Consider the following 13,463-nt stretch of genomic DNA (forward strand, 5'->3'; position numbering starts at 1 on the left):
CTCCTGCGCATGGCGCCGGCAAACGACGGTCCAAGGCTGACGGGCAGCCGCTTTGACCGTCAGGTTGTCGTTGGGCAGACGCACTCGACGGCACGCGCCGGACGTCATGCGGCCGGCTGGGCGCCGGGTCAGCCAAATTGGCGGGAATTCGATACGTTGAGAGACAAGCGGCGCGCGGCGCGAGCCGGCGAAAGCGCCCTGCCCGCAGCGGCAAAGGCCCCGGCGGCATCTCGCCGCCGGCGGATCACGATCGACGGATCCCCTACCTGGTCAGCCGGACGAACTGGCCGTTCGGGGCGCAATAGGAGGTGGCGGTGTAGAAGAAGTCCTGGCGCGCCCATCCGCCGCCGTCTTCCCAGGCGTGGTTCGACGTCTTGCCGCATTCGAGGATGCTTTCGAGCGGGCTGGTCACGCCCTGCGGCAGCTGGACGCCGTCGACGAACAGGTAATGCGTGGTGTCCGGATTGTCGGTGCGCAAAGTGAGATTAAAGGTCTTGTCGGCGTTGCGGTTGCTCGCCGAACAGGTCACCTTGGAATTCGAAACCGTCGCCTTCTGGTTCAGGCCGCAGCCGTCGTACTTGATTTCCATCTTGAGGATCAACGAGGCATAGTCGCCGAGCTCCAGGGTGGTCTGCGGCGAGACGACCATGGTGCCCTGGCCGCCGTCCGCCTGGGTAGTCGGCTGGTAGGTGACCGTTCCGACCACCTCTTCCGCGGTGCTTTTCGGCCGCACGACGATGATCGACACTTTCTTGTAGTACCAGCCCTGGGCCTTGGTGGGCATGAAAGTGATCTTCTTCGGCTTCATCGGGCTGATCGCGGTCGAGGCGACGCCGATATCGGTCGTGCCGCGCCCGACGATGCCCATGAAGGCATTGGTCGAGGCGCTATCCATCGTCACGCTCAGGGACTGGCCGTCGAGCTTGACGTCGTAGGTGGTCCCGGCCGGCAGTTTTTCCGCATAGGATTTGAGGATCGCCTCTGCGGTTGAAATCGCCACCGAGGCATTGGTTCCGTCGTATTGCCCGCCGCCGGCCAGCGCCGCACTGTCGGCCAGCGCCTGCAGATTCTCCCGGTCCGCCGACGCGTTGACATAGTCGAGCGCCACGCCGACCGAAAGCGCGAGCGGGATTGCCAGCAGCGCGGTGACCATGCCGAAATTGCCGTCCCTCCGACACATGATGCGTCCGAAGGACTGCCTCAACTCCCAACCGCGCCGCATCACCGAACTCCCGAACTCCAAACAATCGTCGGGATCATAAGGGCGATAGGTTACCGACGCGTGGACAAGGCTTTTCTGATTTAAGAAAATTTGATGAACAGGGGCGTGGTTTTTTGGCGCAGCTCCCAGCCGGTTCAGGCGGGGATCTCGTCCGTCACGACTTCGAAGCGTTTCAGGACAGCCGGACCGAAGGCGGTCGAGAGGGCGACGTCGGTCGCATCGCGACCGGTGGCCATCAGGATGCGTCCGATGCGCGGGGTGTTGTGGCGAGCATCGACGGTGAACCATCTCCCGCTCAGATAAACCTCAAACCAGGCGCTGAAATCCATCGGGTTGGGATCCTTCGGCACGCCGATGTCGCCGAGGTAGCCGGTGCAGTAGCGCGCCGGGATGTTCATGCAGCGGCACAGGGTGATGGCGAGGTGGGCGAAGTCGCGGCAGACGCCGGTCCGGTCCGTGAAACCGCCGAAGGCCGTCCGAAGCGGGTCGGCCCTCGTGTAGTCGAAGGTGATGCGGTCATGCGTGAAGTCCAGGATCGCCTGCACGCGGGGCCAGCCGAACGGGGTTCCGGCAAAGGTCTTCCACGCGAAATCCGCCAGACGGTCGGTGTCGCAGTAGCGGCTGCCGAGGAGAAAGACGAGCACGTCGTCGGGCAGGTGGCTGATGTCATGCTGGATGGCGTCTGTGGGAATGGGGTCCGGCAGACCGCTGTCGTAGATGTCGAACGAGGTCGAGATCGTCGTCAGGCCGGCCGGCGCCAGGATACGGCTGCAGGCATTGCCGAAGACGTCGGTGTAGCCCCATGCCTCGACCGGGCGGTCGAAACTCAGGACCTGTTCGGTCATCAGATCGACCCGCCGGGAGGGATGGATGTTGAGGACCAGGAGCATTGCGGTTTCGTGTTCGCATTCATAGCCCAGATGAAAGCCGGCGCGTATCTTCATGGGGATGTCGTTCCTTGCGTTAGCATTCATCACAGCCTTCAACGCACGGACATGGAAGGGCGTTCCGTCGCCCCTTCATTCTGTGCCGCGCCACCCTCGCTGGTCACGTTGACCTGCACCTGCATTCCCTCGAAATCGCGCGCGCTCCCGACATAGCTCCCCGACAGCGGAACTGCCTGCTTCGGATCTCGCGCGACGCCGACGCGGATCAGATCCCGGCTACCGACGATGCCGTTGGTCGGATCGAACTCGACCCAGCCGGCACCGGGCAGGTAGACCTGGCACCAGGCATGGGTGGATCCTCCACCCAGCGTGGTCGAACCGTCCCGGTCGGGGACATAGATATATCCGGTGACAAAACGGGCTGCGAAACCGAGCGAGCGGACCGCCTCCATCATCAGCAGCGCGAAGTCGCGGCAGGTGCCGCTGCGCAGTCGCAGGGTCTCGCCGGGCGGCTGCGTGCCGTGCTCGCTTCTGCGGGTGTAGACGAAGCTCTGGCGGATCGCATAGCACAGGGTCATCAACACATGCCCGGTCCGCACCATCTCGCCGGCCGGCACGAACTGGCGGGCCCATTTCCCGACCTCGTCTCCAGGGTCGGGATAGTGCCGCAGCACGGTCCGCCCGAGGTCGATCGCCTCGTCGGCGTCGTAGGAGAACGGAAAGGCGAGCGAGCGCTCGTCCTGCTCGAGATCAAGGGGAACATGGATGGTGTGATCGACACGGATTGCGGTTTCCACCCGCAGTTCGGCGGCCCTGCCGGAAATGTCGATCAAGGCGATGCAGTTGCCGAAGACATCGTGGATCCAGCGCACGGCGGCCGGCTCGGGCGTGACTGTGAGGCTGCAGCTGAACAGGGTCTGATCGAAGCTGTCACGCGGGCGAAACATCAGCCTGTGCTGTTCGAACCTGACCGGCCTCCTGTAGCGATAGGAGGTTATGTGGCGTACCGAGAAGATCATCATTTCGTCCCAGTGTCTGGCAAACCGGCACCGGCAACCTCCTTGCGAAGAGGTCGCCGCCACCGATCATTTTTCCCGACGGGCAAACGGATAGCCAGGATCGTCATAGAGCATGCGGATCTGCCGGTCGTCGAAACGGTCGTCATCGACTTCCAGCACCGAGCCCAGCAGGCGAGATCCGGGTATTTCCTCGATCGCGAAGCGGACCGCTTCGGCGGCAGTGTCGAAGCGCCTGTATCGGGGGCCGCGGGTCTGCCGCAGTTTGCGGCCGACAAAAAGCCCGGCACCCGTCGTGTAGTCGAATTTGATCATGCTTGTTCTCCCGTCCTGCCGCGGATACGGCATGGCTTCATGGCACGCAGACAGCGGCATCCCGATCCCGGCGTGCCGAGAATGGCCCGATGCCAAGCCAGGGAGCGGCTGCGGCCGTCAGGATTTCTTGTCGGTGGCCATCTTCACCTGCGCGCCCAGCAGGGCCTCCCGCGCTTTGACGTCCTTTTCCTTCTTGGGTTTTCGGACTTCGCGCGTGCTTCTTACCTGACCCTTGGCCATGGTTTCCTCCTGTGTTGATCGACGTCGGATGCGTTCGGGCGTTACGGGACTACCCGCAACGACACCTATTGTTCCCCGATCGAAGGGGACGAGCGGGTGCCGGAGAAAGGTTCTTCAAGCGAATCCGCCAGGACGTATGTCCCGGCGCGCCGGGCGGACAGCGCCAACCGGCCGACGGCCTTGCCGGAGAAATCCGGAAACACGGCGAAATCCATTTCGGGTCCCGCATGGCGGAAACCAAGCCCCGGGGTGGGACGATCCACCATCAGGAGTGCGCAGAGCGCGAGATTTTCCCGGTAACCCAGCGTGCCGGTTCGGACGAGATTTCGCGATAGGTTCGAAGGATAGGAGTCGGAAGACATATTGTCCTCCTTTCGTTGGGGCCGGGGTTCAAATCCCCGAGCCAGCAGCGCCCTTGACGTAGCTGCTGATGCTATTGCATGCGCCTATTTCGCCTCTTGCGCAAGGACTATAGTGGCGTCGCCCAGTCAAACGGGCGATCGGCGCTCAGCCCTGTCGTGCCCGAGCCTGACGGGGCTCGCTCTCAGCACGGTCACTGTAGTGTCCCGACGAATGGAACATTGCGGTCGGCTGCGCGAGGGGCGCGATCGGGTGTTGGTTCAACACTTCGGTCATCGCCAGCGCATCGCTTTCGCGGAGCCGGCAGACATCCCGGTAGCCGATCTCGCAGACCCGGCCCGTCAGAGTGTCGATAACGCTCCATGTACCGCTGGTGTCTTCCTGGCATTCATATCTGTGCGCGAACATTCACTTATCCTCCTTGTTCGAGGGAAGGCGCTTCACGGCTTCGGCTTCAACGCTTCCGCCTTCCTGCTCCCAGGCCTCGGTTTCTGCAGCCTGGTTCCGATCGCGGGTGGCCGGATAGTCTTCGAGGCCGATCATGGCGGCCTTGATCTGCCGGATCGCGGTTCTCTCGGCGGCGAAATCGCCGCCGGCCATCGGCGCAAGATTCCCCGTCGAATAGGCGGCCCGTCGCAGGAGGCGCATGAGAACGCCCTGCCGGTAGGTTCCCTCGTCCGCGGTCACACTGAAGCGGCGAACAGTCACCATATCCAGCCTCCCGTCGTCATGAAGAGAACCAGGCCGAAGCTCAGCGCAACGGCAAACGCACCGAAAGGGAGCGAATCCAACGTTCCGTCTATGTGCTGACGAATGGAAGACATGACGTCCTCCTTTTCCTTGGGGCGAAGGCGCGCAGCCCCCGGCCGACAGCGCCCTCTTAAAGTGCCATCGATGAGGAACGATGCGCCTCAATTGCGTTCACAGCAAGGCCCCGGGACAACCGGCATCCCGATTTCGACGACGGTCCCGTTGCCGGACCGGCCTCGTCTCCTCACCCGTCGTCCCCGACGGCCGCGACCGCATCGGCTTCCACCTCGCTCAGCTTCAAAAACCGGGCACCGCGTTCCTTGAGCGCCGTTAGGCCTTCGGCGACGCCGGCGCCGGCCGGGTGGGTGGGCTGGTTGACGTGGGCGATGATGACGTCGCCGTCGCGGGCGGCGGCGATGCGGCGGGTGGCGGTTTTGGCGGCGACGGAGGCGCCGTCGTCGCCGTTCAGCGAATAGCCGGCGATCCGGTAGCCCATCGCCCGGATCTCGGCGGCCGAGGCCGGTGTGTAGCGGGCGGTCGCGCCGCGGAACCAGCGGGGGGCGGCAAGGCCGGCATCAGTGATGAAGCGGGCGCCTTCTTCGACTTCCTTGCGCACCGCATCCATCGAGCCTGCGGCGGCAATCCCGTAGACTGTGCCGGACAGGTCGATCGCTGGCACGTGGTTCAGCCCGTGGTTCTCGACCTCGAAGAGGTCGGGCCGGGCGGCAATCAGCGCGAGCGCCTCAGGATTCTTGCGGATCCAGCGGCCCGTGACGAAGAAGGTCGCCGGGATTTCCTTTGCGATCAGCAAATCAAGGATACGGTGGTCTGTCGCGCCGGAACAGGCGTCCAGCGTCAGCGCGACCTGGGGAGCGGCGTTTCCACCCTTTGGAACATGGAGCTTCGGCTCGATCAGGCGACCCGCCTTGATCGGCGGCAGGACCGGGGCCGGCGGAGAAAGCGGCGGAGCGGCGGCCGGGCGGCCCGACACGTCGCCGGCGCCGGGCGGGACGGAACCCGCCGCATCCGCTGCGGCAGACACGGAAGTCGCGCGGGCGGAGGCGAGGCCGCAGAAGAGACAGGCGCAGAAGGCGCGACGGGAAAGACGCATTGGATGACCGCGAACAAGGGGGAAGATGGTGCGTGAGGCTCGTCGGCCAGACTAGCGCGGGAAACGCCGAAATTGTGGCAGTGCAGCAGAATAGCCAGGAACGCGCGGCGACAAGTAGCAGCGGCCGGCCCGAAGGTGTGGGGGTGCGTTTGCAGGCATGCCCGGCGGGGTGTTTTCGGCGGGGTGTTCGGGGCAGTTCTGTTGCCGGCCGTCTTGCTGACGGATCTGCGGGCACGGCGCCCCTTCGCTCCCGGCCATGCCCCGTCAGGCCGTCTCGGCCAGATAGATCAGTCCGGGCTCGACGATCCATTCGCCGACCTGCAGGGACAGGACATCGAAACGTCCGGTGATGTCGCGCGGCGCGACGCCGGCGAAACGGTAGCGCCCTCCTCGCGCGTCGATTACCCTTTCGAAGATCGGACGGCCGGCGATATGGCCGATCACCGGGCCAGCCTGTTCGACACCCGCCAGGACATAGTATTCGCGCGGAAAGCGCCGGCCCGGTTTCGGCGCGGGGGCAAACGCTGTTCTTCGAGGTCTATCGTCGTCGGTCTTCATCGCCATCACCCGCGGGCCTTACCCGCCGCGGCCCGCAGATTCCGGGTCGCGCCATCGGCTCCGGGATAGCCCTGCCACGCATCGGAATTCGATGGGGAAGATCGGACCGGTGCATAAGGAAGTCGTAAGGGCCGGGTCGTTCAGGGAACACTCCGCCTCCTGCCGCGTTGTCCGGCATCTTCACCGGGGTAATGAGCATGGGCGACAGGACGAACGGATCGGGCCGGGGCCGCGAGGCGAGGGCGCGCGCGGCGGTCGAAACCGTGCCGGGGCCGTTCAAGGGGCCGACGTCGCGGCGGACCTATCATCGGGTGCGGGTGCGCAAGACGGCGCTCGACCTCGCGCTGATCTGGTCTGTGATCGGTATTTTTGCGATCATGGCGGTCGCCGCCGTCTATCTCGCGGCAAGCGTGCTGATGCCGATCACGTTCGCCATCGTCATCGGGCTGATCCTCGGGGTGGCGGCCGACCGGCTGGGCGCGCTCGGCATCCCGCCGATGCTGACCGCGCTGATCCTGTCCACGCTCTTTGCCATGCTGCTGTTCTTCACCGCCAACACGCTGATCGGGCCGCTCACCGAGCTTGCCGGCCTTGCCCCGGCCATGGTCGAGGCGGTGATAGAACGGATCCTTCCCTATCTCGAAAAGATCGAATGGCTGCACATCTCGCGGTTCAGCTTCACCTCGGGGCCGGTGACGCCGGAGGCGCTGATCGAGAACACCGGCACCGTGCTCACCACCTTTGCCACCCATGTCACGCCGGCCGTCGTGCAGGGGCTGATCTTCTTCGCCGCGCTGCTGCTTTTCCTCGGCAGCCGGCTGACCATCCGCAAGACGCTGATCATCGCCTTTCGCGACCGGGCGCGGCGGCTTGCGGCGATCCGCACGATCAATTCGATCGAGCAGGCACTCGGCTTCTATTTTGCCACCGCCTCGCTGCTCTATGCGGTGGTGGGCGTCGCCATGGTGCTGATCTCGTGGATCGGCGGGCTCAGCATGCCGGTGCTGTGGGGCTTCTTCGCCTTCCTTTCGAGCTTCATCCCCTTCCTCGGCGTGACCGCGATGACGCTGGCGCTGGCGATCGGGGGCCTGGTCACCCATGATTCGCTGTTCATGGCACTTTCGCCCGCGCTCGCCTTCTTCATCGTGCACATGGTGATGGAAAACCTGGTGACGCCGGCGGTGATGGGGCGGCGGCTGGAGATCAACCCGTTCGCCGTCTTCGTCGCTATCATCTTCTGGACCTGGATGTGGGGGGCAGTCGGCGCCGTGCTCGCCGTGCCGCTGTCGCTGATCGCGCTCACCATCGCCAACGAGCTGTTGCCCAGCCAGAAGATCCAGCCGAACCTTCCCGGCTGAGATCCCTTTCCCCCTTTTTTGCCGGCAATCGCCTCCCCCGCCAAGGATTTGACGGGGGACAAGTTTTTTTGCGTTCAGTTGACGAACGTCAAATTATATCTACGTAGCTTCGTATATACTGTTTATAATATGTGTTTCCGAATGTGCAAATGGGAGGTTGCTACATGGCGCATGTCGTCGTTCTCGGTGCCGGTCTGGGCGGTACCATCATGGCCTATGAGTTGAGGGACAACCTGTCGCGGGGTGACCGCGTCAGCATCATCAACAAGGGGTCGAAATATTCCTTCGTTCCGTCCAACCCCTGGGTCGCCGTCGGCTGGCGCGACCGCGAAAGCATCGAGGTGGATCTCGAGCCGGCGTGCAAGAAGCGCGACATCGGGCTCTATCCGCAGGGCGCCAAGCGGCTGCATGCCGCCCACAACCGCATCGAGCTCACCGATGGTTCCTTCGTCGACTACGACTACCTGGTGATCGCGACCGGCCCGGAACTCGCCTTCGACGAGATCCCCGGCTTCGGCCCCGAGGCCAACACGCAGTCGGTCTGCCATATCGACCATGCGCTGTCTGCCAAGGCCGCCTTCGAAAAGCTGGTGGCCAAGCCCGGCCCGGTCGTCATCGGCGCCGTGCAGGGCGCGTCCTGCTACGGTCCGGCCTATGAATTCGCCTTCATCCTGGAAAAGGCGCTGCGCGACGCCAAGGTGCGCGACAAGGTGCCGATGACCTTCGTCACCTCCGAACCCTATATCGGCCATCTCGGCCTCGACGGGGTCGGCGACACCAAGGGGCTGCTCGAAAGCGCGATGCGCTCCAAGCACATCAAGTGGATCACCAATTCCAAGGTGCAGAAGTTCGAGGCCGACAAGGTGACCGTCGAGGAGGTCAACGACGACGGCACGACCAAGACGATCCACGAGGTTCCCTCCGCCTATACGATGATGCTGCCGGCGTTTCGCGGCGTCGAGGCGGTGCGCGACATCGAGGGGCTGACCAATCCGCGCGGCTTCATCCTGGTCGACAAGCACCAGCAGAACGGCAAGTTCCAGAACGTGTTCGCCGTCGGCGTCTGCGTGGCGATCGCGCCCACCGGCAAGACGCCGGTGCCGGTCGGCGTGCCGAAGACCGGCTTCATGATCGAGAGCATGGTGACGGCGACCGCCAAAAACATCGCGCGGCTCGTCCGTGGCGAGAAGCCGAACGCCGAGGGCTCCTGGAATGCGGTCTGCCTCGCCGACTTCGGCGACGGGGGCATCGCCTTCGTGGCCCAGCCGCAGATCCCGCCGCGCAACGTCAACTGGTCGTCGCAGGGCAAGTGGGTGCATGCCGCCAAGATCGGCTTCGAGAAATACTTCCTGCACAAGATCAAGAGCGGGATGGCCGAGCCCTTCTACGAGAAGCTGGCGCTGCAGGTGCTCGGCATCGACAAGCTGAAGGCCGTCAAGTTCGACGACTGAGGCCGGCAATTCCGGGCGCGCAGGTGCTGCGCCCGGACTGCGTCTTCATTGCCCCGGAAACGACATGGCCAACGGCGGCCCATCCCCCTCGCCCGCGGTCCGTTTCCGGGGTTCTTTTCATCTGGAAGAGCGGACTGCCAGCGCAAAAGCCCTCTGTCAGGAGGCCTTGAGATCCTCGCCCGCCATCTCGGCGTCGAGATAGTCTCCCGCCGCAACGGCGGTCATCGGGCGTCCGAAGTGATAGCCCTGGATATAGCGGGCACCGGCGGCGCGTACGGTGTCGACCTCGTTCGCCGTCTCGACGCCCTCGACGATGCATTCGACGCCAAGATTGGCGCAGAGTTCGATGATGGCGCGCAGGATGCCGAAGCCGACGGCCTTGTCCTCGCCGAGACGGACGACGAAGTTGCGGTCGGTCTTGATCTTGTGCAGCGGGAAGCGGTGGATATAGCCGAAGCTCGAATAGCCGGAACCGAAATCGTCGAGCGCGATGCGGCAGCCGAGTGAGGCCAGCATTTCCATCGAGGCACGCGCCTTTTCGAAATCCGACATCATCGCCGTTTCGGTGAGCTCGAAGGTGACGCGCCCGGGCGCCACGCCGCTTTCCCCGACGATGGTGCAGAGTCTGGCGATCGCCGAGGTGGAGACCAGGTCGACGGCCGAGAGGTTGAAAGACAGGCCGATTTCCTGCGGCCAGACGGCGGCGGCCGCCAGGGCCTTGCGGAGCAGGATTTCCGACACCCTCTCGATCAGGCCGGAGCGTTCGGCAGCGACGATGAAGACGTCGGGCGTGACCGGCCCCAGGACGGCGCTCTGCCAGCGGGCCAGCGCCTCGAAGGCGACCGGACGGTTGCGCATGATGTCGTATTGCGGCTGGAACAGGAGGTAGAGCTCTGCCTCGAGATCGCTGTCGCGAAGAACCTGCTTCACCCGGCTCACGTCCCGCATTTCCGCCTCGTAACGGGCGGAAAAGACGACGGCCGAACCGCGGTGCTCCCGCTTGGCGCGATAGAGCGCGTAATCGGCCCGCTCGTAGAGTTCGCCCACGGTGCGGCCATTCGTCGGGTAATGGGCAAAGCCGACCGAACCGGTGACGGTGAGGCTACGGCCGGCGACGGCGAAGGGCCGACCGAGCGTCTCGCAGATCGCCCGGCCCAGCGTGTCGAGGCCTGCCGCCGTCAGCGGCCGGCGTACGAGCACGCCAAACTCGTCGCCGCCGAGGCGGGCGATCAGGCAGTCCTCGGGACAGATTTCGCGCAGGCGCTCAGAAACCTCGACGAGAAGCTGGTCGCCGACAGCATGGCCATAGACGTCGTTGACCGCCTTGAAGCCGTCGAGGTCAATGAGGCCGATATGGGCGGTCTCGCCCGAGAGGTCTGCGACGACCATTCTTTCGAGCCCGGAGAAGAAGTGACGGCGGTTGGGAAGGCCGGTCAGTGCGTCGCGTTCGGCCTGGACCTCGGCGCGCTGGCGCAGGCGGTCGGCAACGAGCCTTGCCCGCACGGCATTCATGATCGCACCGCGCATCAGGATCGCCATGCCGGTCGCTGCGAAGGCGCCGGCGATGCTGACGAATGAATAGTAGAGCAGCGTTTCCGGCCCCATGGCCCAGGCAGCGGCGAGCATGGTGGCGAGCGCCAGCGAGCAGCCGGCAACGATGAGACGCACGCTGATGGCGACCGCGGCCGTCAGGATGAACAGCAGCAGGAAGAAGACAAGGTTCGCCTGATGGAAGGCGATGTAGAGAATGTTGCAGCAGTTCAGGTAGATCAGCAGCAGTACGACGGCACCGATCAGTTCGAGGCGGGCGAAGCTGGCGTCGCGGCGGGCGAGTAGCCGCCGGCAGACGAAGGCGGTGACGGCGGTCGCGCCCGACAAAGCCGACAGCTTCAAGGCCTGGGGCAAGGGGCTGAGAAAGAAGTTCGGAACGATGACCAGCGTGTAGAAGAGCACCACGGGCAGCATGAAACCGCGGATGATGGGACGAAAGGTCTTCGCCATCTCGGCCCGCAGCGTCTCCCGGGAAAGATTGCCGACATCGGCCGTCACGACATCAGGATGCCGGAGCCCTGTTTCACCTCTCCCGTTCATGCTCGCGTTTCCTTCTGTCAAGTGTTCCGGTCGGGCCGACATCATGCGGCAGGGATCGCAACCCGGTCATCAGGCCAGCGCATATTACGGATCATCTATTTAGAACCCCTAAATATTGATGGCTTTTGATGGCATCCGGTTCGAGGTCCGGCATCAGCCGGCAGCGGCCAGTATCTCGCCTTCGCCGCGAGCGGCGATGAGCTCAGCAGCTTCGGCTGCCCCCATGGGCCGGCCGTGGAGATAGCCCTGCACGAAGCGGATGCCGGCCGACTGGACGCTACGCAGTTCTTCCTCCGTCTCGATGCCTTCGGCCAGGCATTCGACGCCGAGATTGGCGCAGAGTTCGGCAATCGCGCGCAGGATGTTGAGGCCGACGACATTGTCCTCGGCAAGGCGGGTGACGAAGCAGCGATCGGTCTTGATCCGGTGGAGCGGGAAGCGGTGGATGTAGCCGAAGCTCGAATAGCCGGCACCGAAGTCGTCGAGCGCGATCTTGCAGCCCATGTCGGCCAGCGCGACAAGCGAGTCGCGGGCGCGTTCGAAGTCGCTCACCACCACGCTTTCGGTGATTTCGAAGGTCATGCGTTCGGGCGCGATGCCGCTTTCGCGGACGATGCGCATCACATTGGTGATCGACCGCGCGGAGACGAGATCGAGCGGCGAGAGGTTGAAGGAAAGCGTGATGCCTTCCGGCCAGGTGACGGCAGCCGCAAGCGCCTTTTCGAGCAGGATGCCGGTGACGCGCTCGATCATGCCGGTGCGTTCGGCGGCAGCGATGAAGAGACCGGGATTGACGAGACCCAGCGTCGGGCTGTTCCAGCGCGCCAAAGCCTCGAATCCGGAAATGCTCCCCTTGAGAATGTCGTATTGCGGTTGGAAGACGGTGCAGAGTTCCCGCACGAGATCGGCATTGCGTAGCGTCTGCTCGATACGGCCGCAATCACTCATCTCGGCCTCGTGGCGCTCGGTGAAGATGACCACATCGCCGCGGGTGGCACGCTTGGCGCAGTAGAGTGCATGGTCGGCGCGCTCGTAGATCTGGCGGGCGGTGACACCGTTCGTCGGATAATGGGCAAAGCCGATCGAGCCGGAAATGGCGATCGGGATGTCGGAAATGGTGAAGGGCCGGCGCAAAGCCTCGCAGATCGCGGTGCCGAGATGCATCAGGGCATCTTCGGAGAGCGGCCGGGTGATCGCCAGGGCGAACTCGTCGCCGCCGAGCCGTGCAACCATGTAGTCCGGCGGACAGGCGCGGCGGATGCGGCGGCTGACCTCGACCAGCAGGTCGTCGCCGACGGCATGGCCATAAAGGTCGTTGACCGGCTTGAAGCCGTCGAGGTCGATGATGCCGACATAGGTGCCCGCTGCCGGCGAGGCCATCAGCTGTTCCAGCGTGGCGAAGAAGTTGCGACGGTTGGGAAGGCCCGTCAACGCATCGAAATCGGCCTGGCGCTCGGCCCGCCGGCGCAGCGCATCGGCGGTGACGCGGGCGCGCACGGCACGCAGGATCGCACCACGCATCAGCATCGCCATGCCGATCGCGGCAAAGGCACCGGCCAACCCGATGAAGGCAAATTGCAGGAAGATGTCGCCGCCCGCCCGGTTCGCCATCCACAACATGGTGACGATCGACACGACGCCGCCCAGCACCACGACGCGGAAACTGACGCCGGAGGTCGAGCAGACCATGATCAGCAGGACGAAATAGACGAGCTTTGTCGGCTCGAAATGGATCGACAGAAACGAGACGATGTTCATGTAGATCAACAGGTTCATCGTCAGGCTGGCTGCTTCCAGGGCGCGGAAGTCGATCCGGCGAGCGAGCCAGACATTGCGCAGGCCGAAAGCGATGATCGCGGTCAGCAAGGATATCCCGCCGAGGGTCAGGAAGTTTTCCCAGGTCTCGTAGAAGAAATGGGCGACCGTGATGATCGCATAGTAGCAGATGGCCGGGACCAGGAAGCCGCGCACGATCGGGAGATAGGCGATGACCATCTGCTCGCGCAGGTTCTCCCCCGACAGCGCATCGCTGTCGAGCTCCTCCGGCGGGGGTAATTCGGGATAATGGCTTCTGGAAAGCGCGAGCATGGACAGATCCGATGAA

General features: G+C 64.3%; 14 protein-coding genes. 2 read left to right on the forward strand and 12 right to left on the reverse strand.

Annotation, left to right across the window (positions count from 1 at the left end):
* Positions 1-262: 262 nt before the first annotated feature.
* The 10 genes from HHL25_RS22305 to HHL25_RS22345 all read right to left on the reverse strand — a co-directional run bounded on the left by HHL25_RS22305 (position 263) and on the right by HHL25_RS22345 (position 6,459).
* Positions 263-1,180, reverse strand: coding sequence for a TadE/TadG family type IV pilus assembly protein (locus HHL25_RS22305; protein ID WP_169595445.1), 918 nt, complete (start codon positions 1,178-1,180; stop codon positions 263-265).
* A 176-nt stretch (positions 1,181-1,356) separates the two neighbouring features.
* Complete coding sequence (locus HHL25_RS22310; protein WP_169595446.1) at positions 1,357-2,166, reverse strand: transglutaminase-like domain-containing protein; 810 nt, start codon at positions 2,164-2,166, stop codon at positions 1,357-1,359.
* A gap of 38 nt (positions 2,167-2,204) precedes the next feature.
* Positions 2,205-3,131 carry a transglutaminase family protein gene (locus tag HHL25_RS22315; RefSeq protein ID WP_169595447.1) on the reverse strand — a complete coding sequence of 309 codons (927 nt, stop codon included), beginning with the start codon at positions 3,129-3,131 and terminating at the stop codon, positions 2,205-2,207.
* Between the two features lie 63 nt (positions 3,132-3,194).
* A complete protein-coding gene (locus HHL25_RS22320; protein ID WP_169595448.1) occupies positions 3,195-3,440 on the reverse strand; it encodes a hypothetical protein in 246 nt (81 codons plus the stop codon).
* A gap of 117 nt (positions 3,441-3,557) precedes the next feature.
* Positions 3,558-3,680, reverse strand: a complete 123-nt coding sequence (locus HHL25_RS23660) for a hypothetical protein (protein WP_261345132.1) — start codon at positions 3,678-3,680, stop codon at positions 3,558-3,560.
* A gap of 65 nt (positions 3,681-3,745) precedes the next feature.
* A complete protein-coding gene (locus tag HHL25_RS22325) occupies positions 3,746-4,042 on the reverse strand; it encodes a hypothetical protein (protein ID WP_169595370.1) in 297 nt (98 codons plus the stop codon).
* A 145-nt stretch (positions 4,043-4,187) separates the two neighbouring features.
* Positions 4,188-4,448 (reverse strand): hypothetical protein, encoded by a 261-nt coding sequence (locus HHL25_RS22330; RefSeq protein ID WP_169595449.1) that lies wholly within the window; start codon positions 4,446-4,448, stop codon positions 4,188-4,190.
* On the reverse strand, positions 4,449-4,751 hold the full coding sequence (locus HHL25_RS22335; RefSeq protein ID WP_169595450.1) for a hypothetical protein: 303 nt from the start codon (positions 4,749-4,751) through the stop codon (positions 4,449-4,451).
* A 283-nt stretch (positions 4,752-5,034) separates the two neighbouring features.
* Positions 5,035-5,901, reverse strand: a complete 867-nt coding sequence (locus tag HHL25_RS22340) for a polysaccharide deacetylase family protein (RefSeq protein ID WP_169595451.1) — start codon at positions 5,899-5,901, stop codon at positions 5,035-5,037.
* 264 nt (positions 5,902-6,165) lie between these two features.
* Positions 6,166-6,459 (reverse strand): hypothetical protein, encoded by a 294-nt coding sequence (locus tag HHL25_RS22345; RefSeq protein ID WP_246701944.1) that lies wholly within the window; start codon positions 6,457-6,459, stop codon positions 6,166-6,168.
* Between the two features lie 197 nt (positions 6,460-6,656).
* Between HHL25_RS22345 and HHL25_RS22350 the strand changes: the two genes are divergently transcribed.
* Positions 6,657-7,817 (forward strand): AI-2E family transporter, encoded by a 1,161-nt coding sequence (locus HHL25_RS22350; RefSeq protein ID WP_246701945.1) that lies wholly within the window; start codon positions 6,657-6,659, stop codon positions 7,815-7,817.
* A 164-nt stretch (positions 7,818-7,981) separates the two neighbouring features.
* Positions 7,982-9,268, forward strand: a complete 1,287-nt coding sequence (locus tag HHL25_RS22355; RefSeq protein ID WP_169595453.1) for an NAD(P)/FAD-dependent oxidoreductase — start codon at positions 7,982-7,984, stop codon at positions 9,266-9,268.
* 156 nt (positions 9,269-9,424) lie between these two features.
* On the opposite strand, the gene HHL25_RS22360 is transcribed toward HHL25_RS22355, so the two are convergent.
* Positions 9,425-11,359, reverse strand: coding sequence for a putative bifunctional diguanylate cyclase/phosphodiesterase (locus HHL25_RS22360; RefSeq protein WP_169595454.1), 1,935 nt, complete (start codon positions 11,357-11,359; stop codon positions 9,425-9,427).
* A gap of 153 nt (positions 11,360-11,512) precedes the next feature.
* Positions 11,513-13,447 carry a putative bifunctional diguanylate cyclase/phosphodiesterase gene (locus tag HHL25_RS22365; RefSeq protein WP_169595455.1) on the reverse strand — a complete coding sequence of 645 codons (1,935 nt, stop codon included), beginning with the start codon at positions 13,445-13,447 and terminating at the stop codon, positions 11,513-11,515.
* Positions 13,448-13,463 lie beyond the last annotated feature (16 nt).

The organism is Rhizobium terricola (assembly GCF_012927355.1).
Taxonomy (GTDB): domain Bacteria; phylum Pseudomonadota; class Alphaproteobacteria; order Rhizobiales; family Rhizobiaceae; genus Allorhizobium; species Allorhizobium terricola.